Raw genomic sequence first — 23,013 nt, 5'->3', positions numbered from 1 at the left:
GAACCCACGCCTGTTGAAAAAGTCGGGGATGAGCTGTGGCTAGGGGTGAAAGGCCAATCAAACTCGGAAATAGCTGGTTCTCCGCGAAATCTATTTAGGTAGAGCGTCGGATGAATACTCTCGGGGGTAGAGCACTGGATGGGCTATGGGGGCTTACCGCCTTACTGATCCTAACCAAACTCCGAATACCGAGAAGTACTATCCGGCAGACACACAGTGGGTGCTAACGTCCATTGTGGAGAGGGAAACAACCCTGACCGCCAGTTAAGGTCCCTAAGTTATGGCTAAGTGGGAAAGGATGTAGAACTCCCAAAACAACCAGGATGTTGGCTTAGAAGCAGCCATCATTTAAAGAAAGCGTAACAGCTCACTGGTCTAAATAAGGGGTTCCGCGCCGAAAATGTACCGGGGCTCAAGCCATACACCGAAACTGCGGGTGCACACTTTGTGTGCGCGGTAGCGGAGCGTTCTGTAAGTCTGCGAAGGGGGACCCGTGAGGGCTCCTGGAGATATCAGAAGTGCGAATGCTGACATGAGTAACGATAAAGGGAGTGAGAGACTCCCTCGCCGAAAGTCCAAGGGTTCCTGCTCAACGCTAATCGGAGCAGGGTTAGTCGGCCCCTAAGGCGAGGCCGAAAGGCGTAGTCGATGGGAAACAGGTTAATATTCCTGTACTTGGTGGTAGTGACGGATGCCGTGTGTTGTACTTGCTTATTGGATTGCAGGTGCAGCGAAGGTGTTCCAGGAAATAGCTCCACCGTATAAACCGTACCCGAAACCGACACAGGTGGACTGGTAGAGAATACCAAGGCGCTTGAGAGAACTATGCTGAAGGAACTCGGCAAAATGCTCCCGTAAGTTCGCGAGAAGGGAGACCTGTGCTTGGGCAACCAGGTATAGGTGGCACAGAAATGGGGGTGGCGACTGTTTATCAAAAACACAGGGCTCTGCGAAGTCGCAAGACGACGTATAGGGTCTGACGCCTGCCCGGTGCTGGAAGGTTAAGAGGAGGTGTGCAAGCACCGAATTGAAGCCCCAGTAAACGGCGGCCGTAACTATAACGGTCCTAAGGTAGCGAAATTCCTTGTCGGGTAAGTTCCGACCTGCACGAATGGCGTAACGACTTCCCCGCTGTCTCCAGCATAGACTCAGTGAAATTGAATTCCCCGTGAAGATGCGGGGTTCCTGCGGTCAGACGGAAAGACCCCGTGCACCTTTACTACAGCTTCACACTGGTATTCGTAATGACATGTGTAGGATAGGTGGTAGACGTTGAAGCATTTGCGCCAGCAGATGTGGAGTCACCCTTGAAATACCACCCTTGTCCTTATGGATATCTAACCGCGGCGCAACAACGTCCGGGACCGTGTGTGGCGGGTAGTTTGACTGGGGCGGTCGCCTCCCAAATGGTAACGGAGGCGCGCGAAGGTGGGCTCAGAGCGGTCGGAAATCGCTCGTTGAGTGCAATGGCATAAGCCTGCCTGACTGCGAGACTGACAAGTCGAGCAGAGACGAAAGTCGGCCATAGTGATCCGGTGGTCCCTCGTGGAAGGGCCATCGCTCAACGGATAAAAGGTACGCCGGGGATAACAGGCTGATGATGCCCAAGAGTCCATATCGACGGCATTGTTTGGCACCTCGATGTCGACTCATCACATCCTGGGGCTGGAGCAGGTCCCAAGGGTTTGGCTGTTCGCCAATTAAAGTGGTACGTGAGTTGGGTTCAGAACGTCGCGAGACAGTTCGGTCCCTATCTGCCGTGGGTGTAGGAGAATTGAGAGGATCTGTCCCTAGTACGAGAGGACCGGGATGGACGTACCTCTGGTGGACCTGTTGTGGCGCCAGCCGCATTGCAGGGTAGCTATGTACGGACGGGATAACCGCTGAAAGCATCTAAGCGGGAAACCCACCTCAAAACCAGTTCTCCCTGAAGAGCCGTGGAAGACCACCACGTCGATAGGAAGCGTGTGGAAGTGCAGCAATGCATGAAGCTTAGCTTTACTAATAGCTCGTTCGGCTTGATCCTCTCATTAGTCAATGTTCATCTTATCTTGCGCTACCGGCCTTCGGCCTACTTGAGCGCGAGTTTTAAAAGCGCCCTTGGCGCCTTGTAAAAGATCATTTTAGTGTGCTACCGGCCTTCGGCCTACTTGAGCACGTTTGAAATCATCTAAAAAAAACAAAACAGACCAGTTTTACATCCAAATTGCCCTTCGCCGGCCTGGTGGCTCTAGCGGGGAGCCCCCACCCGATCCCATCCCGAACTCGGCCGTGAAACTCCCCAGCGCTAATGGTACTGCATCTTAAGGTGTGGGAGAGTAGGTCGCTGCCAGGCCTGCAAAGCGCAATTTGGAAAGCTCTTCATTCAAAGTGTGCTACCGCCCTTCGGGCACCTTGAGCACATCTCTTCAACGATAGCCTCCACCTTAACGCGGGATGGAGCAGCCCGGTAGCTCGTCAGGCTCATAACCTGAAGGTCGCAGGTTCAAATCCTGCTCCCGCAACCAACTTAACTTGCTGATCATCAAAATCATACGCTCTTGCAGCCTTACCCGGCTCCAGGAGCTTTTTGTGTTTGAGGATCTCTGTCTCGTCCACGTTGGAAAGAGACGGGTGGTCCGTCGAGATCGCAAGGATCCCAGCCAGGTCACCGTAAAGATCAACAACCAGACGGTCTTCACGTTCGTCCGGTGTCAAAACGATCTTCTCGATGAGTGATCTGATCAGTTCGGCAGCTTCTGGGCGTGCGATATCAATCCGTCAGGCGCTGCGGAGCCGCGTGGACGCCCGTCTCAATCCGCTTGAGCAGCTGCTGACGTTCCTGGCTGCCGTCTGCCGAGTAGTTCAGGTTTTTGAACAGGGATGTTTGTTCGGTGAAAAACTTGCGAGCCGAATCTTTGTCCTCGAACTCAAAAGGTGTCCGGGCGATCTTGTAGACGAGATCAAAGGTCTCTTGCTGGCGCGCCAGCGGCGCGGAGACATCCACATCGTCAAACGCGTCCTGCTGTAGATAGACCATGTCCAGGAAGAGGGCCTTTTGTTGCAGAACAAAGTCTTCGGTCGACACACCTTCTTCCCCGGTCACTTGCATCATGCGCGTGATTTCATCCCCCTTGGCAAGGAGTTCGATCATTTCTTCAACGCGCGGCACCCAATCGGGCCCGATGTTTTCATGATACCAATCTCGCAATTGGGTGTGATAGCGGGACCAGGACAACAGAGGATCCACGGCGGGGTAAAACCGCTTGTAGGCCCGCTCCGAAGAAAGACCAAGGAAGGTTTTGACAGTTCCAAGCGTCGATTGTGTCACCGGCTCTTCAAAGTTTCCACCGGCTGGCGAGACCGTGCCGATCATGGTCAAACTGCCCGTATCACCGGTGATGGTCTTCAGGACACCTGCGCGCTCATAGATCCCCTTGATTGCCGAATCGAGATAGGCTGGGAAGGCTTCTTCGCCCGGAATTTCTTCCAGGCGCCCCGAAGTTTCACGCATGGCCTGAGCCCAGCGGGATGTGCTGTCCGCGATCAGGAGGACGTCATAGCCCATCTGGCGGTAATACTCGCCGAGCGTGATGCCGGTATATATTGAGGCTTCGCGGGCTGCGACCGGCATGGAGGATGTGTTACAGATGATGACTGTGCGATCCATCAAGGTGCCGTCGCCGGACGGGTCCGGCTGATCGGGAAATTCGGTGATGGTTTCCACCACCTCGCCCGCACGTTCGCCGCAAGCCACCACGATCACAATGTTGACCGCAGAGAACCTCGAAATCAGTGACTGCAAAACCGTTTTTCCAGCTCCGAAGGGCCCTGGAATACAGCCCATGCCGCCGCGGGCAATCGGGAAGAACGTGTCGATCAGACGCAAGGTCGTAATCAGAGGCTCGCTTGGATAGAGGCGCTCACTTTGACCCGCTTTTACCAAAGCATCCGGGATTGCCCGGCGCACCGGCCAGTGTTGCACCATGGTCAAATCCCGGGTTTGGCCGCGATCGTCCTTCAAGGTGACCACCACCTCTTCAATGGTGAAGGTTCCTTCCCGGATCCGCTCAACAGTCCAGGTTCCCTTGAGACCAAACGGCACCATGATTCGGTGATTGAAGCGTCCTTCCGGTACAAGACCGAGCGTGTCGCCCGCATTGACCGGGGTGCCCGACGCAACTTTGGGTTCAAATGCCCATTTGCGGGTTCGGTCAAGCGCATTGGTCAAAACACCGCGCGGCAGGAAAAATCCATGTTCCGCCGCTATATCCGCCAAGGGGTTCTGCAGGCCGTCAAAGACCGTGCTCAAGAGGCCTGGTCCCAGAGCGACGGACAACATCTCGCCGCTTTGGATTACCTTGTCCCCGACCCGGACACCGGCCGTATTTTCAAAAACCTGCGCTTCGGCTGATTTGCCGCGGACCCGCAACACTTCGGCTTTCAGGTATTCACGGGGCTTTCCTTCCCGTTCCGGACCGTGCGGGATGATATAGACAACCTCGTTCTTGATCAGAGGGGCCTCCCCGAGGGGCGCCAGTGTCACAAGGTCGTCCTGGACGGCGATGATTTCAGCTGTCGGCTCCGGAAGCTGAACATGACTGGTCATGGGAGAACTCCCTCAAGAGATGGAGAAGTTTCGGTAAAAAGTTCGGCAGAAACGGACTGAACCACGGCTGCCGTGCCCGATGGGTTCAGAGCTTCTGCGACGAGTGTTTTAAGACGATCACGAGCCTGCTCAGCGTTGTAGCGCGACCAGCGCTCCACAATAATCCAACGCAACACGTAAATTCCGACAGCTTCAAAATCGAATTCGTGAGCAATGGAATAATGGTCCAGCTGGCGGTACACCTCAGTCAGCACCAACCGCTCCATGCCTATGTGATCTTCTGCCCGGATCAATCGATGCGCGTCTGCGACCCAAGGCATGAAATGCCCAAGCCCGAAGGCCGGGTCGGCCCAATTGGCCTTGATCAACGAACACCAGCGGCCATATCCCCAAGCCTCTATCGCGCCTGCAGCATCTTGACCGTTCCGCCGCCGCCGAAGAGCTGCAATCAGGGTCCGCGTTTCCATGCGACCGGTCACCAGGTGCTGGAGATCCGGGTATTCAGCCAGATCACGGATTACCTCGCGCGCCCGCTGGATGACCTCAAAGTCGTCTTCAATGTGTGCAACGCCGGCCCAGGCCGTCACTTCAACCATTTCTTTCAGCAGGCCTGCATGCCCCGGTTCCAGCATGGCCATGCGCTGGCGCAGCCGGTACTGGGATATCGGCACCTCCTTGCGGCTGAACAATTTGCCAAGATGCGGCAGGCCGGTGATCAGCGCGATGTACTGGTGGGGGTTGGACATGGATTTAACGCAACACCCCTTCCATAACGGCTCTGAGCCTCGGCTGAAGGTGGCGCTTTAGGAGCGTAGCGATGGCCTCTTCGGTCAGATCAATGGAAACGTCCCGCCCGGTCAGCTTGATCTTGATACCGTCAAACCCGGGAGCCGTGGAGAATGTGACACCTTCCCGTAAGACATCCCCGGCAAGCGCAATGACAAAATGTGTTAGTGTTCCAGGCTCGACCGCTTCCGGAGATTGTTTCAACTCCTCAAAGGTCATGATCTTTTCCGGCAGCACGATCTCCATCGGCTCAGCATCACTCACGGAGGCGCTCTCTTTCGCATTGGCCGCCATCGCAAGGATCAACTTCTGTAAAAAGGCCTCATCGGCGAGCGTAGTGGCTACCAATCGCTTGGCTTCCTGCTGGATGCGTTCGCCGAGTTCGTTGCGCATATCGAGGACAAGGTCTCTCGCCGCTACTTTCAGGCCATCTTCGGTGGCAGCTTTCTCCTGTGCAGCTTCTGCCCGGGCGGCTGCCTTAAGCGCAGCTGCCCTTTTTTCAGCTTCTGCGACCAGGGCCTCTGCCTTTGCCTTGGCATCTGCCAATATGGCTTCGGCTTCGGATTGGCCGGCTTCAACGCCTTCGGCTTTTAGCCGGTCGATTAGCGCCTGAACACCAGCACCTGCGGCAGTTTCAAGCTCTCCGGCGGTCTTGGTTTCTGACATGGTTGCCTCCTAGCTCGGCATGGTTCCGGCGAGTACCAGTGCAAAGACCAGCGCAAAGACTGAAAAGCCCTCCAGAACCGCAGCCGGTGCGAGCGAAATACCGAAAATCTCGGGTTTTGCTTTGGACGCGTGAATGGCCGATGCCAGAACCTCGCCCTGCCGAATGCCGGTGAACAGCATGGTGAAGCCGGACAGTACACCAATGCCGAACATGGCAGCCCCGTTTGCTGCATCGACAGTTGTTTGCTGGAGCGAGAACATGATGACGATGCCGTAGATCACCTGAGAGGACGGCATGAGAGAAACACCGATGAACCGGCCGTAACCGCCATCGCTGTCGAGCATTGCGCCGATCGCGGCGCTGCCGCCCAGAGCACAGCCCCAGGCACTGCCGATCGCGCCCAGAGCCACCGGCGCATAAAGCCCGAACCAACCGAGCGCCACAACGAATTCGTTCACAGGCGTGTCTCCTCTTTCTTGAATGGACGGAAGGCCGTACCCTCGTCTTTCAAACCCCAATTAAAAAACTCAATCACGTTCAGGCGCAGGCCATGTACACACCCTGCAATCAGTCCAAGGCCGATGTTGATGGAGTGGCCTATTATCAGAACCAGGATAGCAATCAGCAATCCAACGCCAGGGACCGCGTCATTCAACTGACCGGAAAGCGTGTTGATGGTTTCTGCGAGCGATGCGGCAGCCAGGCCCAATGCAAAAAGCCGCATGTAGCTGAGCACATCGGAAAAGATATTCACGACACGGGCTAAAGAAGCCAACCCATCGAAAACACGCATCCCGCCGGACGAAAGCGAATTGACCTTCCGATCACTTCCGAAAAAACCGACAGTCAATAGTCCGGCAACAACGGCGCCGGGGCCAAGGGTAGCAAAGATCGTGCCTTGCCCCAAGAATGTCGCGAGTCCCCCCAACGCGACAAGGCACCAGCCAAGCGGCTGAAACCGCCCGCTCGGGGTTGTTTCATTGAGGCTGCGCATGAGGTTGGCCAGAACAATGTGCACCACACCGATGGTCAGCGTGATTTTCATCATCGTATCGACGTCTTTCAGATGCAGGACCTTGAGTTTCGCCAGGAAACTACCTTCTGGCGGCGCAATACCAAAGTAGCTGCCCGTTGCGACACCAAACGCGGCTGTCGAGACCATCAGCCACATGGCCATGCGCAAGAGCCGCCGGCTTTGCTCAGAACTGCCGAAGCGCTTTCGGAAGAGGTACAGAAGCGTCAGGATCAACAGACCATATCCAGCATCTGTCATGATCATGCCGAAGAAGATGACAAACGATATGTAGACGATTACAGACGGATCCCAGTCTCGATATCCCGGTGTCTGATAGAATTCTACGAGATCCTCGCCTGCGGCCAGGCCCGGACGATTTTCAAGCAAGGTCGGTGGCTGATCCTCTGCGGTTACCTCATCAAAGACGGCCGCAACCCCGATCTCTCCGGAAAGGGCCTCGATTTCTTCGATCTGGTCCTGCCGCGCCCAAGCCTGGAGCACAAAGACCCGTCCGGCATCTCCGGTTTCCAGACCTGCGCGATGACGGACGGCCTGATCTCTTGCCGCTGCAAGGTTTGATGCCAGCAAAAATCGCCACTTCGTCAATGCTTGACGCGTCAGCTGTAGTTCTTCCAGTTCGATCGCGGCTTCTTCATAGTGTTTTTTGAGCGTTGAGAGAGACACCGCGCCGACATGAACCCGGGGCACAGGCATGTCGCCAACCTCCGGCTCGTCCGGCGCTAACAGCACAACATAGGCCCGGTAAGTATCGGCGTGCACGACTTCCAGGACCTTGTTTGACGGATCAATCTCTCTGAGTTTTCCAGTGGGGACGACGTAGAACCAAAGGCGGTTGCCTTTCAGGTTTTCCAGATCGGTGAAATTGAATTCGCCCCAGGGCTCGACATCGTGAATGCGTTTCTTAAGGCGCGCCAAACGGTCTTCGCAGTCTTTGACCAATCGCCGGTTCTCAACCGATTGGCTGACTGTTTCATTCAGGTCAAAGCTGCTCGGGTCTGTGACCTGCAAGCGCTGGACAGGGGCGTCCATCAGCCAGCGGAGGGCCTCCACCGCTTCCCGGCCAGTCCCGGCCGGCACCGCTTCAAGCTCCTTTTGAGCATCGCTCAAGGGGATGAGATGCAGCGCTCCAAAAGCCTGTGTGGCTTCCAGAACCTTTTCCTTGTCTTCCAGCACACCGACGAGGCTGACCTTTGTGAGGGGCACTATGCTCATAGCTCAGCCATCCCCTTCACGGCGCTTCGCGCCGCTGTCTTGCGCTTGGAAATTTTGGCGCGAACCACGGCATCTCGTTCGGCGTCAGCCAAAGCCATGCGGATCTTTTTGATGTTCTTCTGCGCTTGCGGGATAAGCACCTTCTCAAACAGGTTGACCCGCCGCGAGATCACCGCTTCGGCATCAATCAGCTTTTCGATCCGCTCCCGTGCAACCTCGCGTTCCAGGTGGAGCCTCAAAAGTTCTTTCAGCCCGTTGACCGCAGGATCCACCCAGTGCGGCCTAGCGAGAAGAGAATAGGGTTTGACGTCGACTTCGATGTTGTCAAGCGTCGGCAGCCGAGTGCCGGACAGGTTCTGTTCACCCCGTTCAACAGATTTCAGGGTCACGATCCCTTCGACCGGAACCTGTTCGTTTGCGAGCATCGGTAATGATTTTGCAATCTCGTCAAAGCGGCGCTCATATTCCGCATCAAGCCTAAGCGACGTCTCCTTCGCTTTCGCACGCTCAGCCATGATCTGTAGGCGCTTCAACTCCAAAGATGGAAGGAAGCGTTTGTATTCAGACAGATGTGCGCTCTCCCGTGCAAGGGATGACTTGTTGAGCGCAAGCTTGGCCATCAGGCTGCCTCCCCGTCGGCACCATCTTTAGCTGCGTCCTTGGCAACAGCTTTCTCGCTAGGGAAGTATTTGTCGATCAGCCCCTGTTTCATCAAAAGCTGTTCGGGCAAGAAACACTCGGCGAGAGTTTGCCAGCACAGATCCAGTGCTTCCTCAAGAGGAATGGCCACCTCGATATCCATGAACCGCTTGCGGAAGAGAGCTCCGAATTTCAGGAGCTGGTGGTCATAATCGGACAACTCAAAGGCCATGGACTGCTTCTGTTCTGCGTCCCGTGCACCGGAATAGAACCGGATCATGGTGTTCATGATCTGGTTGTGATCTTCCCGGGTGACCTTACCGATAACGTGCTGCTTCAAACGCGAGAGAGATCCGAACGGATCAAGCATACCGCTGTGCAGATAGAACTGCCCCTCCGTGATGTAGCCCGTGTTGTCCGGCACCGGATGTGTGACGTCATTGCCCGGCATGGTCGTTACCGTCAGGATCGTGACAGATCCGGAGCCCTTGAAATCACAGGCTTTTTCATAGCGCCGCGCAAGTTGGGAATAGAGGTCGCCCGGATAACCGCGGTTGGCTGGTACCCGTTCCATGGCGATAGAGACTTCTTTCATGGCATCGGCGAAGGCTGTCATATCTGTCATCAGGACCAGGACGCGCTTGCCTTCCTCAACCGCGAATTTCTCGGCGACGGCCAGAGCCATATCCGGAACCTGGAGGCGTTCGACAACCGGGTCGGACGCCTGGTTGATGAACATCACCGTGCGCGGGAAAACACCCGCATCTTCAAACTGTTTCCGGAAAAAGGCGTAGTCGTCGAAAATCAGTCCGAGGCCGCCGAAGACTACAATATCCGCATCCGCCTGAATCCCGATCCGCGCCAGGAACGCGTTGTAGGGTTCGCCTGAGACGGAGAAGATCGGGATTTTCTGACTTTCGACGAGGCAATTGAAAATATCAATCATCGGCACATCCGTGCGGATCATGCGCGAGGCGAGCACCCGTTTCATCGGGTTTGCTGAGGGACCGCCTATGGGTACAGTTGGGTCAGTTGAAAGGTCCGGTCCCTGATCAATCGGGGTGCCGGCACCATCAAACACGCGGCCAAGGATGTTGTCGGAGTACGTGACTTTCGCCGGTTCTCCGAGAAATCTGACAGACGCGTTGTTGGCCAACCCCTTTGTGCCGGAGTTGACCTGGAGGGATACCATGTCCTGGTCGATGTTGATCACTTGGGCGAGGGAAGACGTGCCGTCGCCGGTTTCCACAATGGCCAAATCCCCGAGACAGGGCCGGCCTTCGGCCTCACTCTTCGTTGAGGACACCATGATCCGGATGATGTCTCCGACGATGTCAACGATCCGGGTGTGTGAGACAAGCATGCGGATCCTCGCGTCTGTTAACCAATGACAAACCGTGGTTGTTGAAACAAACTTGAACCACTTCAAGGACTTTTCGCAAGGCAAAATTCGACGATGATATGTGTCGAACCCGTCGCGCCTTTATCCAGGATCCGGTGAACCTCAACCGGGGATCAGTTAAATTCAGTTTCAATTACGCGGATATGACATTGATCAAGAGCACGCGGTTTCAAAGTTGGTCAGCCGGATACGGAGGACCGCTTCCGGAGCAAATATCGATGCTCGCCGGTCAGTACGGTGACGCCATCCTGGTTTCGGATCGTTGCGGTCATGACAACAACACCCGTGGTGTTTTGTTCGATCAGCTCGGAAATCACCAATTCCGAATAGAGCGTATCGCCGACATAGACCGGTTTCATGAACTTGCACTCAAGTCCAATGAATCCGATTAATGCGTCGGCAACCTCTTCGGGAAACGTGCCGGCACCCGCGGCTGACTGGATCAGAACCTGCATGCCATGCGCCAGCATGTCTTTGTGGCCAATCGACTGGCAGTAGACCCGGTCATAGTGGATCGGATCATTGTCGCCGGATGCCAGCTGGAAGGCCGCAAACAGGGCGTCCGTCTGTGTGCGGGACGGCAGCCCGTAGCGGCGGCCAACCTCCAGGTCTTCAAAAAAGAGCGACGGTCCCGGCCGATGATCGGCGGGCGTCCAATCGGGTCCGGTTACTTGATCTGCCATTTAGGATCCTTTCGATTGAGAGTAAAAACATAAGGAAAATCCTGTTGCGTGTCTTTCACGGGGTATCCGAAACCGGGTTTGGATCGGGCCAGCGGCCGGCGGAGAGCGGCTTAATCACCCAGAAAAGCGTAATGCCGACGAGGGAAGTGGCGATGGACAGCGCGAAACCTGCGCCGTAATCGCCGGTCCAGTCAAAAAACGCGGACGATAGCCAACCGCCGACAGCACCGCCCAAACCGAGGCCGATGGTTGTTGCGCCATAAATCGCGGCGACATTATTGGGATAGAGCCTTGCAACAAGGGCGGACACGGCCGGGCCGCGCGAGCCCATGGCAGCACCGAATACAACAACAAATCCCATCAGAAGAAGAAGACTTGGGGTTTCCTGCAGCTGCCACAACAGAGCCACACCGACAGCTGAAAGAATATAGCCGACTGTCACGGAATTGCGCTGGCCAAACCGGTCACTTGCCCATCCGAAACAAACAAGGCCGACGACAGACATCGCGCCGACAGCTCCATAGCCAAAGGCGGCTACAACAGGCGTAAACCCAGCTGAAATAAGAAAGGCGACAGCCTGGAGCATTACGGACCAAACGGTCACTGATGCGAGAAACAACGTTGCAAACAGTCCCCAAAACGCGGGATGCCGCAAAACACCTGCGCCTAGACTGAAGCTGCGGTTTGCCTGGCGGGGCGGAATATGGTCGGCGCCATCGCTCATCGTTTGCCAGGGCAAGAACCAAATCACCGCGACCATTGCAAGGCTGACCCACCCTAGAACGCCATAGGCCGTTCGCCAGTCTGTCGCTTCAATCAGGACCTGGGTCAGGGGAACGATAACAACCATCCCCAGCGGGATCCCGGTATAGGCAAGCGCGTTTGCCAATGTAATCCGGTGAGCAAACCAGCGGCTCACGAGACCGGATGCGACCGTCATGCCAGTCGCTGAAATGCCGATACCGGTCATGATGCCGAGGCCAAGAATGGCCTGCCAAAGGTGCTCCATAATGCTGGCCAGCAGGAAACCCGAACCGAACAGGAAGACACCGATGGTGTAGACCGGGCGTGGACCAAAGCGGTCGAACAACATGCCGATGAGAGGTGCGGAAAATCCGATGGTAGCCATATAGGCGAAGTAGATGGTTCCAAATGTGCTCCGGCTCCAGCCGAGATCTTTCGTGACCGGCAGAAGGAACACGGCGAACGTCTCGCTGACGCCGCGCGAAAAGAAATTCATCGCAGCGCAAAAGACCAGAACCGCGATTGCGGATCTGGTCATTTCAGATGTGGGTGGTTCTGGCCGCTTCAGCATGTTTTAGGCTCCGTCTCTTCCCATCGCCCTAGTTCATCATGCTGGGCAGCCAGGTGATGATCTGCGGAAAGAAGATCAGGCCCGCAATCGTTAGGATATCTGCGACGAAAAACAGGAAAATACCGCGAAAGACGTCGGTGAGGGGGATATCGGGGCGCACGCCATTGACGACGAAACAATTGATGCCGATGGGTGGGGTGATGAGACACACCTCAGCCATTTTCACGACAATGATCCCGAACCAGATGCTGGCCTGCGTCCCACTCATGCCGAAGGCGCTGTCGGCTGCCGTGACATCAGGCCCGCCATTCAGAGCCATAACGGCGGGATAAACAACGGGCAAAGTTAAAAGCAGTAGCCCTATGGCATCCATAAACATGCCGAGGATGACGTATCCCAACAAAATCGCGGCAAGGATCAGATAAGGATCGGCATCAAAGGACAGGATCCAGTTGGCAAACGTTTCCGGCAGGCCGGAAAACCCTAGAAATCGGCCAAAGATCAGGACGCCCCAGATCAATGAGAAGATCATCACAACCAGCTTGGATGTTTCCATCAGCGCGGCCTTGAGGCTCGGCCAGCGCATGCCGTTAATCCATGCCATCACGAGGACAACAAATGCTCCTAGTGCCCCGGCTTCAGTCGGTGCGGCCCATCCGGTGTAGACTGCGCTGACGATGATTCCTACCACGGCTGCGATCGGCAAAACGCCCGGTAAGGATTTAAAACGCTCCCGCCAACTTATGCCGCGCACGGACGGCCCGGCTTCAGGGTGGAATTTGGCCCACAGGATAATAATCGCGGCATAAATCGCTGCGGAGAACAGGCCGGGCAAAAAACCCGCAAGTAGAAGCGCTCCGACCGATTCTTCAACGATAATGGCATAGATGACCAAAATCGCGGATGGCGGGATCAGGGAGGCGAGCGTTCCACCAGCCGCGACGACGCCGGCGGCGAGCGGTCGGTCATAACCGGCCTTGAGCATTTCCGGGATCGCGACGCGAGCGAAAACCGCTGTTGTTGCGGTTGAAGCGCCGGAAACGGCGGCAAAGCCCGCCGTTGCAAAGACGGTTGCAACCGCGAGACCGCCCGGCAGCCAGCCAATCCAGGCACGCGCGGCTGCAAAGAGCTGCGATGTCATGCCTGCATGGAATGCGAGATAGCCAATAAGGATAAAAACCGGGATCAGCCCGAGAACAAAACTGACAGATTTTGAGTGCGGGATGGAGCCGATACTGCCGGCCGCCGCGTGCCATCCGATGAGTTCGACAAGCCCGATCAAGCCGACCAGCCCTGCCGCGAAGACAACCCGAACACCGATCAGAACAAAAACCAGCAAAAGCCCCATGCAGATAACGCCAACGAGCGCAGGATTGCTGTAGCCGATCCCGAAGAATACGCCGGGTGCACCGCTTGTGAGGGTTTCAAGGAAGCTCATTTTTCGCCTCCAGCACTGGAGGCTTCATCCTGCGCGTGATCGGCAGCGGTCTTGATGACCGGCACCGCGACCGGATCTGCCTTGGGCCAGATGAGTAGGCGCAAAAAGCCGATAAACTGCAGGGTCAACCGCAGGAACCAAATCGAAAAGGCGAACGGCACCAAGAGTTTCGATGGCCACGTTGGAATCCCGTAGTCGTATGTGACGTCGCCAACCTCCCAGGAGTTATAAAAAAAGCTCCAGCTGTAGCGGATGAGAACAGCAATAAGGATCATGCCGAGCAAGGTGGCAACCGCCTCTAGAAACCAGCGCATGCGCCCGTGTGCAGCGCCCACCAGCATGTCCATCCGGATATGCGCGCCATACCGCTGCGCATAAGCCACACCGAGGAACGCAAATACTGCGATTGCCTGTTCGGATGCTTCCAGAAATCCCGGGATCGGATACCCCGCCAGCCGGCAGAAGATCTGGAACGTCGTTACCAGCATCACGATGAAGATTGTCAAAGCCGCGATGATATTGAGCGTGTCTTCAACCGCACCCAATCCGCGGTTCATCGATAATAAAAGGGCGCCGCCGCCATGTGTTCCTGTCATGGGAAATCAGGTTCCGAAGCTGGTCAAAATTTGGGAAGTTTTGCCGTTCCAGCACACCTTTGAAGGTTGCTGATTGCGAGAACGGGGAATGGCAAAAAGGCATCGGCTGGAACCGATGCCTTTAAGCATTGTCAGCTGCCGTTGCCGGCATTCAGAACGGTGTCCAGAACGCCTTGTGCGTCAAAGCTTTCCTGGTTGTCTGAGACCCATTGGCGCCAGATCGGTTGACCTGCAACATTCTGGAACTCTTCGCGCGTTGCGGGATCGTAAGTGACTTCGGTCAAAGCCTCCTGAAAGATCGGAAGATACCTCTCGTCCGCTTTGCCATAGACCTCGCGATAGACTTCATCGACCTCGGGTTTCAGAGAAGCGAGCAGATCCTTGTATTGATCCGGAAGGCTGTCATAGGACGTCTTGTTCAGAACGATCGGGCAGTCGGCTGTGCCGGGCTTAAGATTTCCGGTGAACCAGCTCGCCACTTCCTGCAGTTTGTAGGCGCCATGCGCGTACGTGAAAGGAAATGAGACCGCGTCGGCAATGCCGCGTTGAAGTGCAGTGTAGACTTCTGTCGCTGGCATGGACTGGCGCACTGCACCGAGTTTCTCCATGGCAAGACCAACGCCACCGCCGGCTCGAACACGGAGGCCGTTCCAATCCTCGAGAGTTTCCGGCGGCTTGCCAGTTCCCATGAATTCATACTGGGGCAAGTGCGTCGACGCATAGCTGATAGCGTTCCACTTTTCCAGATCGGACACGGCGACGGGATGCTGGTAAAGCGCATCGCGCACGGCGATCGATGTGTCGAAATCCTTGATCGGCAGGAACGGCAGGCTCATGACCATCAACGCCGGTGTCTTTGCCGGGTGGTAGAAGTTGCAGACGATCGCAGCTTCAAAGGCATTGACCCTCATTCCGTCGAGGTTCTCTTTCGCCTTGGACAGCTGATCGCCATAAAAGATCTTGAGTTGGAACTTTCCGCCGGTTTCTTCGGCAAGCCGCGCGGCAAGGTGTTCTGGGCCGGCTGTCAAAGCCCTCGATTTGCCCCAAACCGAGAACTTCCAGAAGACTGGCGGGCCATCAACATTTGCAGCCATGATCGGTTGCGACATGAGCCCTGCAAATAAACCGGCAGCAACTGCGCCGCAGACCGCGTTTTTGATGCGTTTCATCTTTTTCCTCCCAATTGAAATCCGCCGGACGACGGTTTTCGGGCTCAGCGCCCGTTCTCTCCCCTGCTGACCTTTTCCTGAAGGCATCGGTTGAGCGAGGGCCATATTTCATATTGTTCTTATTTATGGACTAAATGATCATATATCGAGACATATGTCTAGCCGGCAGTTTTGGCTTTCAGCCCGTCCGGTCATTGGCGAGGAATATTTCCCAAAGGATTGGGGAAACGACCTAGGCAAAAAATAAAATGAAAATAGCAAGTTATGGGATTGATAAGACCGTGGCCTCGCCCAAGAAGCGCTAACGCGCGATGACTCCGGCCGCGAACGCCTATCGATTGTCAAGATCGGTAGCAGGGCAAAGCGTGGCACGACAGCGGCAAGCGAAGGGTTCTTCGAACGAGGTTGTCACTCGCGATTATTCGCCTGGATTAATTGCTGGCCGCGATCGGGTCTGACGTGATCTCGTTGATGGAAAAGCCGAATTCTCTTGTCAGTCTTTGCAAAGTTGCGGCAACATCGCCGCACTTGTCTTCAAGCCGGTACTGCGGGCCGGCAACCACGACAGCAAATTTGCGGTCATCGACCATCACTGGAATGGCAATTGCGGCAAGGTCCGCGCTGTATTCGCGAATGCTCTGATACCAGCCGCGGTCCCGGGATTTTGCAAGGGCAGCTTCAACGTCTTCCGCTGTCATCAGGGCGTTTGCGCCGTAGCGGTCAAAGGAAACCTTGCTCAAAAGGGCCGTGCGCTCGGCTTCCGAATAGAGGGACAAAAGAGCGCGTCCGGAGGCCCCGGCATGGATCGGTATCCGCATGCCCACATGCGCTGCGTAGCGGATGGGCGAGTGGGATTCAATGACATCGAGATATACGGAAAACCGTCCCGCGGGTGCGGCGAGTATGGCTGTTTCGCCGGTTTCATCAGCGAGTTTCCGCAACAGTTCTGCGAGCTGTTCATTAAGCGGATCCGCCGACATGATGCTCTCAGCAACGCTGGCAAGCCGGGGCGTTGGATAATATCCGCCGCGCCGCGCAGGCTCATACATGTAGCCGCGTTCCACCAGCGTGTTCAAAATATTGTAGGCGCTGGAACGCGGCCATCCGAAATGCTGTTGAAGTTCCACCAAACTGGCCGGTTTTTTGGTCCGGGCGAAATACTCGATCAGATCGAGTGCATTCTGGATCTGTTTAACAGCCATGGGGCACGGTCTTTTGTTGCAAGGCGTTGATTCCGCAGCGTGTCGGCGTAGCCGGGCAGCCTGTCGAAGTCTTCATTTCTGGTCTCGGTCTTCTAACGCGCTTTACCACAAAACGCGAGCAATCATCGATGAGTGGCTTGACAATGTTTCAATATATGGACTTATTATTCATATTTGTGGACATAAGCAAGGTTTTTCGCATGGGCCCTTTGGAAGGCATACGTGTCATAGACATGTCGGCGGTGCTCGCCGGACCAGTTGCTACGCAGACGCTGGGCGATTACGGCGCTGACGTCATCAAGATCGAATCCCCGGCAGGTGACGTGTTGCGCCAGGTGGGACCGATGCGGTCGGCGGCCATGGGCCCGCTTTACATGAATGCCAACTACAACAAGCGGTCCGTTTGCCTTGACCTGAAAACAGAAGACGGCAGAGAGGTCTTGCTGGGCCTGATCCGGTCTGCCGACATCTTCGTCACCAACAGCCGTCCGAAAGCGATGATGCGTTTGGGCCTGTCGTACGACACCATTCAGATGGTCAAACCGGACATCATCTACACCGCGCTGCTCGGATTTGATGAAGGTGGTCGTTATTCAGGACGGCCTGCCTATGATGATCTCATCCAGGGTGCTGTCGGGCTGCCGTTCCTACAGGCCAAGGCGAGCGGTAATGTGCCGCGCTATTTTCCGAATGCAATTGCGGACCGGGCATTTGGTTTGGCAGCTTCCAACGCGATCCTAGCAGCGCTCGTTCACAAGGGACGGACCGGCGAGGGGCAGCAGATCGCCATTCCGATGTTTGAGACCGTCGCGAACTTTGTTCTCGGGGATCATCTCGGGGGCCTATCCTTTGAACCGCCGCTTGATGCAGGCGGATACCATCGTCTCACATCGAAAGCCCGTAGGCCGTTGCGCACAAAGGACGGCTACATTTGCCTGCTTCTTTATTCTGATGCGCAGTGGGGCCGGTTTCTGGAGGTCACTGGAAAGCCAGCCGTTTTGGCGGCCGACAACAGGCTCTCTTCTTTCGCCGGGCGGCAGGAGCACTTTGACGATCTCTGCAAAGCCGTCAGTGAAGTCACAAAGACGAAAACCAGCAGCGAATGGTTGGAACTGCTTGAGACCGCGGACATCCCGGTCATGCCGATGCACTCCCTTGAGAGCCTGCTGGACGACCCGCATCTAAACGATGTTGGTTTTTTCGAGATCTACGATCACCCAAGCGAAGGCCGGATGCGGCGCACGAAAGTGCCGGGCCGATGGTCTCGGACGCAATCAAATACGCACAGGCCGCCGCCGGTCCTTGGTGAGCATACCGTTGAAGTTCTGAAGGAGACCGGTCTCAGCGAAGACACGATCTACGAATTGCTGCAGTCGGGGATTGCTTCCGCACCTGCATCTGAACCAGTTCCTGCGTGAGGCGACAATGGATATCCAGCTTTCCCCCGACCGAACTGCCATTCAGGATGCAATCGCGAGCCTCTGCAGCCAATTCGATGACGCCTACTGGCTCGAAAAAGACAAGGTTGGCGGCTTCCCGACCGAGTTCTTTCAGGCTCTGGCGCAGGCTGGCTGGCTCGGCATTTGTATCCCTGAAGCCTATGGCGGCACAGGCCTTGGAATAACAGAAGCCGCTATCATGATGCGCACGATTGCCGAATCCGGGGCCGGGCTCTCCGGCGCCTCTGCCGTCCATATGAACATCTTCGGTCTTTCGCCGGTGGTTGTATTCGGCACGGAGGAACAGAAGAGGCGTATGTTGCCGCCGGTCGTCGCAGGTCAGGAACGCACGTGCTTCGCTGTTACGGAGCCCAACACCGGTTTGAACACGACGCATCTGAAAACGGCAGCCCGGCGTCAAGGAGACCGCTACGTCGTCAATGGCCAGAAGGTCTGGATATCCACGGCGCAGGTCGCGGAAAAAATCCTTCTTCTGGCCCGCACTACACCGCTTGAAGAGGTCGAAAAACCGACACAAGGGCTCAGCCTGTTCTACACCGATTTCAACCGTGACCAGATTACGGTTCGGGAGATCGACAAGATGGGCCGGAAGACTGTCGATTGTAACGAGCTTTTCTTTGAGGATTTCGAGATTCCGGCGGAAAATCTCATTGGAGATGAAGGCGAAGGGTTCCGGGCGATCCTGCACGGCATGAACCCGGAACGGATCCTGATCGGATCGGAAGCCATTGGTCTGGGCCATGCGGCGCTGCGCAAAGCCTGCGCCTATGCCAAGGAACGCGTCGTCTTTGACCGGCAGATCGGTCAGAACCAGGGCATCCAGCACCCGCTCGCGCGCAACTGGATGATGCTGGAATCCGCCTGGCTGATGGCGCTGGAAGCTGCCCGCCAATATGACGCTGGCCTGCCCTGCGGCCCGGCGGCCAATGCCACGAAGTATCTGGGGTCGGAAGCCGGGTTTGAAGCCTGCCAGCAGGCGGTCATGACCCATGGCGGGTTCGGGTATGCCCGGGAATACCACGTCGAGCGCTACATGCGCGAGGCCATGATCCCCCGGCTCGCGCCGGTCAGTCAGCAGCTGATCCTATGCCATATCGCCGAACGGGTTCTGGGACTTCCGAAGTCCTATTGAGATCAGATCGTTTGGTTCCACACCGTTTGTTTTGGAGATTGCGTTCATGAATATTCATACAGGTCAGCACATCCCCTTGCCTCAAGGCGAGCTCGCCGAACTGGTTGCGCCGGATTGCCATGGACAGAACTTCTTTGAGATCGACCGCAGCCTTCAGGATCTTCTGACGCTGTACCTACCTGAAGATCTGCGCGTTCATCTCTGGCCGAAACTGCAAGAATTCGGGGCTTTGTTGGGCGGTGAAATTGACACGCTTTCCAGAACGGCCGACCGGCACGTGCCGGTTCTCCATCACCGTGACCCGCGCGGCCGGTTTGAAGACTGGATCGAGTTTCATCCGGCCTACAAACGCATGGAACAGATCACGTTCTGTGACTTTGCAATGGCCGGAATGACCGGAAAACCGGGGGTGTTCGGCTGGCCCGAACCGATGCCGCACACCGTCAAGTTTCTCTTCCAGTATTTGCTTGGGCAATCGGAGTTCGGCCAGCTGTGTCCGATATCGATGACAGAAACCACAGCCGCCATGATCAAGAAATTTGGCGGTGAAGCGCTCATCGAGCGGTTTTATGACCGCTTGATCAGCCAGGATCCGGAGACCCGGATGTCCGGCGGACAATTCATGACCGAACGTCATGGCGGGTCTGACGTTTCGCAACTCGCCGTCGAAGCCCGATTTGACGACGGCGAATGGCGGCTATACGGCGAAAAGTGGTTCTGTTCCGCCGCTGATGCCGATGTTGTTCTGGTGCTTGCCCGCCCGCGAGGCGCCCCTGCCGGAAACAAGGGCCTTGCGGTTTTTGCTCTGCCGCGCCGTCTAGAGGATGGCAGCCGGAACGCCTACCGGGTTGTCCGTTTGAAAGACAAACTCGGCACGCTCTCCATGGCCTCCGGGGAGGTGGTTTTTGAGGGCGCAGTTGCCTATCCGCTTGGGGATGTCGGAGCAAAGGAAAACCCCGGTCTCAAGATGATGATGAACCAGGTATCCTTGTCACGCCTGTCCCATGGGGCGCGTGCCGCCTCCATGATGCGCCGGTGTCTCAACGAGGCCATGACTGTTGCCAGGAGCCGAAAGGCATTCGGGGAAACAATCATCGGAAAGCCCTTGCTGCGCCGGCAGCTGATGAAACTCTTGGTGCCGACCGAACAGGCGTTGTCGATGACGCTCTATCTCGGCACCGTGCTGACTGCGGCAGCGAACGGCGACACCCATGCCGAACGCGTCGCCCGGATCCTGACCCCGGCGCATAAATACCGGACAGCGCGCGACAACATCCGCGTAGCGACGGGTGCGATGGAGGTCCGTGGCGGCAATGGTTACATCGAGGACTTCGTCAATGCCCGTCTCGTCCGGGATGCCCATGTTGGCCTTTTGTGGGAAGGCACGTCCAACATCAATGCGCTGGACATCACAACGCGGGCCATCGGACGGACAGAGGCCCATAAGGACCTGAAATCCGCACTGCTGGAGCAGATCGAGGATTGTCCAGGACTCCCCGGTTCATTTGCCAGCGCCTTGAAATCATCCCTGATCAAATCGTTGGATCTCGCTGAAGAAATCGCCCGACGCGGGGAAGAGAGCCTTGCCCGCCAGGCCGCCAGTGCCGTCTACCATGCCTCGACCGCCGTTCTTCTGGCCTGCGAAGGTGCACGTCTGGGTGCTGATGGCGGCGATGCGCGCAGGCTGTTGCTGGCCAGGATGGTAATCGACCACTGTCTGTCGCCGCAAGATCCGCTGTCCAGCGGCAGCAGCGCCTTCGAGACAGCCGCTACAGACCTTCTTTTGAGCGACGCCCCGGTTCCGATCGGCGCAGCAGAACAGACCTTATCTCTCTGAATTTCAATTCAACAGGCCGGCCGGAAAATGTCGGCTCCAAGACCCTATTGGGAGGATTTCAAAATGAATGTTCAACCGCAACACCATACATTGCCAACCCCAGAGCTTGCCAACCTGGTGGCGCCGGATTGCCATGGGTTGAACTTCTACGGCATCGACAAGAGCCTGGAGGATCTTGTTTCTCTTTACCTGCCGGACGATCTGCGGGCCCACCTTGAGCCGCATCTTGAGAAATTCGGCGCCTTGGTCGGCGACGAGGTTGATGACTGGTCCCGCATGGCGGACAAGCACATTCCGGTTCTCCATCACCGGGATCCGCGCGGACGGTTCGAGGACTGGATCGAATTCCATCCGGCCTACCGCAACATGGAAGACGTTGCGCTGGGCGATTATGGCCTCGCCGCGATGATCCACAAACCGGGTATGTTCGGTTGGGACAAGCCGATGTCCCACACGGTGAAATTCATTTTCCAATACATCTTCGGCCAGTCGGAGTTCGGCCAGCTCTGTCCGATCTCGGCCACGGAAACGACGGCGACCTTGATCAAGGACTATGGGGATGAGGCCACCAAGGCCCGTTTCTACGATGGCCTGACCAGTCAGGACACCAAGACCATGCTCAAGGGCGCGCAGTTCATGACCGAGCGGCCCGGTGGCTCGGACGTTTCAAATATCCAGCTGGAAGCCCGTTTCGAAGACGGAAACTGGAAGCTCTACGGCGAAAAGTGGTTCTGCTCCTGCACGGATGGTGATGTCGCCCTTCTGCTGGCTCGCCCGCAAGGCGCGCCGGCCGGTAACAAGGGTCTTGGGCTTTTCGCCCTGCCGCGCCGTCTGGACGACGGCAGCCGGAATTCCTACCGGATTGTGCGGTTGAAGAACAAACTTGGCAGCCGCTCCATGGCTTCCGGCGAGATCGTCTTTGATGGCGCCGTTGCCTATCCGCTCGGTGAGGTCGGCCCGCATGAAAACAAGGGCCTGAAAATGATGATGGATCAGGTGTCCCTGTCGCGCCTGTCCCATGGGTGCCGGGCCGCCGCCATGATGCGCCGCTGCCTCAACGAGGCGCTGGTCACAGCCCAGAACCGGCATGCGTTTCAGGAAAAGATCATCGACAAGCCGCTCTTACGCCGCCAGCTGATGAAGCTGATGGTGCCGACCGAACAGGCTTTGTCGATTACACTCTATCTCGGCAATCAGATCAGCCTGGCGGAAGCTGGTGATGAACGGGCGCAAAAGATCACCCGGATACTGACCCCGGCGCACAAATACCGGACCGCCCGCGACAACGTGCGTGTTGCAACGGGTGCGATGGAAGTGCGCGGCGGCAATGGTTACATCGAAGACTTCGTCAACGCCCGTTTGGTGCGCGATGCGCATTTGGGTGTCTTGTGGGAGGGCACGTCCAACATCAATTCGCTCGACATTACGACGCGTGCGATTGCCAAGGTCGGTGCGCACAAGGATCTAAAAGACGAGCTGATGGATCAGATCGACACCAGCTCCGACATGCCGGGCCAGTTCAAGGGCGAACTGCGCAGCACCGTCCAGCAGGCCATCGATTTCGCCGAAGACGTTGCCATGAGCGGCAACCAGACACTCGCCCGCAAGGCCTCCAGCGCGGTTTATAATTCCGCGACTGCTACATTGCTCGCAACTGAAGGCTCGGCGCTGGGCGCAGCTGGCCGCGATGCCCGGCGGCTGCTGCTTGCACGGATGGTGATCGACCACCGGCTGCGCGCGCAAGACCCGCTGAAAGTTACTGAAACCGGCTTTGAAAAGGCGGCGACCGATCTTCTGCTCGCCGACGCACCGGTGTCGCTCGACATGGCCAGCGACGTGCTGACGCAGTAA

At 56.6% G+C, this 23,013-nt stretch carries 17 protein-coding genes, 1 tRNA gene and 2 rRNA genes (1 of these 20 running past the window's edge); 7 read left to right on the top strand and 13 right to left on the bottom strand.

Annotated features, from left to right (window positions below; genetic code table 11):
- From SADFL11_RS16850 to SADFL11_RS16840, 3 genes are all read left to right on the top strand, one after another.
- Window positions 1-2,026: ribosomal RNA gene (locus SADFL11_RS16850) — 23S ribosomal RNA — on the top strand (it extends 699 nt beyond the left edge of the window).
- A 194-nt stretch (window positions 2,027-2,220) separates the two neighbouring features.
- A 5S ribosomal RNA gene (gene rrf, locus SADFL11_RS16845) occupies window positions 2,221-2,335 on the top strand.
- A gap of 95 nt (window positions 2,336-2,430) precedes the next feature.
- Window positions 2,431-2,507, top strand: a tRNA-Met gene (locus SADFL11_RS16840).
- A 245-nt stretch (window positions 2,508-2,752) separates the two neighbouring features.
- Here the strand turns inward: SADFL11_RS16840 and SADFL11_RS16835 are convergent.
- The 13 genes from SADFL11_RS16835 to SADFL11_RS16775 all read right to left on the bottom strand — a co-directional run bounded on the left by SADFL11_RS16835 (window position 2,753) and on the right by SADFL11_RS16775 (window position 16,733).
- On the bottom strand, window positions 2,753-4,588 hold the full coding sequence (locus SADFL11_RS16835; RefSeq protein ID WP_008192526.1) for a V-type ATP synthase subunit A: 1,836 nt from the start codon (window positions 4,586-4,588) through the stop codon (window positions 2,753-2,755).
- Entirely contained in the window at window positions 4,585-5,334 is a 750-nt protein-coding gene (locus SADFL11_RS16830; protein WP_050776018.1) for a DUF2764 family protein, read from the bottom strand. The genes SADFL11_RS16835 and SADFL11_RS16830 overlap by 4 nt, the downstream gene beginning before the upstream one ends.
- Before the next feature lie 4 nt (window positions 5,335-5,338).
- The gene (locus SADFL11_RS16825; protein WP_008192589.1) at window positions 5,339-6,040 is read right to left on the bottom strand and encodes a hypothetical protein; all 702 of its coding nucleotides are present in this window, start codon (window positions 6,038-6,040) and stop codon (window positions 5,339-5,341) included.
- Window positions 6,041-6,049: 9 nt separating this feature from the next.
- Window positions 6,050-6,499, bottom strand: a complete 450-nt coding sequence (locus tag SADFL11_RS16820) for an ATP synthase subunit C (RefSeq protein WP_008195907.1) — start codon at window positions 6,497-6,499, stop codon at window positions 6,050-6,052.
- A complete protein-coding gene (locus SADFL11_RS16815; protein ID WP_040451228.1) occupies window positions 6,496-8,289 on the bottom strand; it encodes a V-type ATP synthase subunit I in 1,794 nt (597 codons plus the stop codon). Before SADFL11_RS16815 ends, SADFL11_RS16820 begins: the two co-directional genes overlap by 4 nt.
- Window positions 8,286-8,909 (bottom strand): V-type ATP synthase subunit D, encoded by a 624-nt coding sequence (locus tag SADFL11_RS16810; RefSeq protein WP_008194812.1) that lies wholly within the window; start codon window positions 8,907-8,909, stop codon window positions 8,286-8,288. The genes SADFL11_RS16815 and SADFL11_RS16810 overlap by 4 nt, the downstream gene beginning before the upstream one ends.
- Complete coding sequence (locus tag SADFL11_RS16805; RefSeq protein WP_008196465.1) at window positions 8,909-10,291, bottom strand: V-type ATP synthase subunit B; 1,383 nt, start codon at window positions 10,289-10,291, stop codon at window positions 8,909-8,911. The genes SADFL11_RS16810 and SADFL11_RS16805 overlap by 1 nt, the downstream gene beginning before the upstream one ends.
- 218 nt (window positions 10,292-10,509) lie before the next feature.
- Entirely contained in the window at window positions 10,510-11,013 is a 504-nt protein-coding gene (locus SADFL11_RS16800) for a MaoC family dehydratase (protein ID WP_008192626.1), read from the bottom strand.
- A 55-nt stretch (window positions 11,014-11,068) separates the two neighbouring features.
- Window positions 11,069-12,328 carry an MFS transporter gene (locus SADFL11_RS16795; protein ID WP_081450533.1) on the bottom strand — a complete coding sequence of 420 codons (1,260 nt, stop codon included), beginning with the start codon at window positions 12,326-12,328 and terminating at the stop codon, window positions 11,069-11,071.
- Window positions 12,329-12,356: 28 nt separating this feature from the next.
- Window positions 12,357-13,766: a TRAP transporter large permease gene (locus SADFL11_RS16790; RefSeq protein WP_008194283.1), complete on the bottom strand. Its 1,410-nt coding sequence runs from the start codon at window positions 13,764-13,766 to the stop codon at window positions 12,357-12,359.
- Entirely contained in the window at window positions 13,763-14,362 is a 600-nt protein-coding gene (locus SADFL11_RS16785; protein WP_040451229.1) for a TRAP transporter small permease, read from the bottom strand. The genes SADFL11_RS16790 and SADFL11_RS16785 overlap by 4 nt, the downstream gene beginning before the upstream one ends.
- 131 nt (window positions 14,363-14,493) lie before the next feature.
- Window positions 14,494-15,531, bottom strand: coding sequence for a TRAP transporter substrate-binding protein DctP (gene dctP / locus SADFL11_RS16780; protein WP_040451230.1), 1,038 nt, complete (start codon window positions 15,529-15,531; stop codon window positions 14,494-14,496).
- Window positions 15,532-15,962: 431 nt separating this feature from the next.
- On the bottom strand, window positions 15,963-16,733 hold the full coding sequence (locus SADFL11_RS16775) for an IclR family transcriptional regulator (RefSeq protein WP_008196330.1): 771 nt from the start codon (window positions 16,731-16,733) through the stop codon (window positions 15,963-15,965).
- A 200-nt stretch (window positions 16,734-16,933) separates the two neighbouring features.
- On the opposite strand from SADFL11_RS16775, the gene SADFL11_RS16770 reads away from it, so the two are divergent.
- The 4 genes from SADFL11_RS16770 to SADFL11_RS16755 all read left to right on the top strand — a co-directional run bounded on the left by SADFL11_RS16770 (window position 16,934) and on the right by SADFL11_RS16755 (window position 23,013).
- On the top strand, window positions 16,934-18,151 hold the full coding sequence (locus SADFL11_RS16770) for a CaiB/BaiF CoA transferase family protein (RefSeq protein WP_040451231.1): 1,218 nt from the start codon (window positions 16,934-16,936) through the stop codon (window positions 18,149-18,151).
- Between the two features lie 7 nt (window positions 18,152-18,158).
- The gene (locus SADFL11_RS16765) at window positions 18,159-19,325 is read left to right on the top strand and encodes an acyl-CoA dehydrogenase family protein (RefSeq protein ID WP_008190293.1); all 1,167 of its coding nucleotides are present in this window, start codon (window positions 18,159-18,161) and stop codon (window positions 19,323-19,325) included.
- Between the two features lie 46 nt (window positions 19,326-19,371).
- Window positions 19,372-21,162 carry an acyl-CoA dehydrogenase family protein gene (locus SADFL11_RS16760; RefSeq protein ID WP_050776019.1) on the top strand — a complete coding sequence of 597 codons (1,791 nt, stop codon included), beginning with the start codon at window positions 19,372-19,374 and terminating at the stop codon, window positions 21,160-21,162.
- A gap of 63 nt (window positions 21,163-21,225) precedes the next feature.
- Window positions 21,226-23,013, top strand: coding sequence for an acyl-CoA dehydrogenase family protein (locus tag SADFL11_RS16755; protein ID WP_008195344.1), 1,788 nt, complete (start codon window positions 21,226-21,228; stop codon window positions 23,011-23,013).

Source organism: Roseibium alexandrii DFL-11, assembly GCF_000158095.2.
Lineage (GTDB): Bacteria > Pseudomonadota > Alphaproteobacteria > Rhizobiales > Stappiaceae > Roseibium > Roseibium alexandrii.
This window is presented reverse-complemented; position numbering and strand designations above follow the sequence as displayed.

Excerpts from the sequence above, each read along its gene's own strand:
- SADFL11_RS16835 (WP_008192526.1), bottom strand. The coding sequence starts at position 4,588 with ATGACCAGTCATGTTCAGCTTCCGGAGCCGACAGCTGAAATCATCGCC.
- SADFL11_RS16830 (WP_050776018.1), bottom strand. The coding sequence starts at position 5,334 with ATGTCCAACCCCCACCAGTACATCGCGCTGATCACCGGCCTGCCGCAT.
- SADFL11_RS16825 (WP_008192589.1), bottom strand. The coding sequence starts at position 6,040 with ATGTCAGAAACCAAGACCGCCGGAGAGCTTGAAACTGCCGCAGGTGCT.
- SADFL11_RS16815 (WP_040451228.1), bottom strand. The coding sequence starts at position 8,289 with ATGAGCATAGTGCCCCTCACAAAGGTCAGCCTCGTCGGTGTGCTGGAA.
- SADFL11_RS16810 (WP_008194812.1), bottom strand. The coding sequence starts at position 8,909 with ATGGCCAAGCTTGCGCTCAACAAGTCATCCCTTGCACGGGAGAGCGCA.
- SADFL11_RS16805 (WP_008196465.1), bottom strand. The coding sequence starts at position 10,291 with ATGCTTGTCTCACACACCCGGATCGTTGACATCGTCGGAGACATCATC.
- SADFL11_RS16800 (WP_008192626.1), bottom strand. The coding sequence starts at position 11,013 with ATGGCAGATCAAGTAACCGGACCCGATTGGACGCCCGCCGATCATCGG.
- SADFL11_RS16795 (WP_081450533.1), bottom strand. The coding sequence starts at position 12,328 with ATGCTGAAGCGGCCAGAACCACCCACATCTGAAATGACCAGATCCGCA.
- SADFL11_RS16790 (WP_008194283.1), bottom strand. The coding sequence starts at position 13,766 with ATGAGCTTCCTTGAAACCCTCACAAGCGGTGCACCCGGCGTATTCTTC.
- SADFL11_RS16785 (WP_040451229.1), bottom strand. The coding sequence starts at position 14,362 with ATGACAGGAACACATGGCGGCGGCGCCCTTTTATTATCGATGAACCGC.
- dctP (WP_040451230.1), bottom strand. The coding sequence starts at position 15,531 with ATGAAACGCATCAAAAACGCGGTCTGCGGCGCAGTTGCTGCCGGTTTA.
- SADFL11_RS16775 (WP_008196330.1), bottom strand. The coding sequence starts at position 16,733 with ATGGCTGTTAAACAGATCCAGAATGCACTCGATCTGATCGAGTATTTC.
- SADFL11_RS16770 (WP_040451231.1), top strand. The coding sequence starts at position 16,934 with ATGGGCCCTTTGGAAGGCATACGTGTCATAGACATGTCGGCGGTGCTC.
- SADFL11_RS16765 (WP_008190293.1), top strand. The coding sequence starts at position 18,159 with ATGGATATCCAGCTTTCCCCCGACCGAACTGCCATTCAGGATGCAATC.
- SADFL11_RS16760 (WP_050776019.1), top strand. The coding sequence starts at position 19,372 with ATGAATATTCATACAGGTCAGCACATCCCCTTGCCTCAAGGCGAGCTC.
- SADFL11_RS16755 (WP_008195344.1), top strand. The coding sequence starts at position 21,226 with ATGAATGTTCAACCGCAACACCATACATTGCCAACCCCAGAGCTTGCC.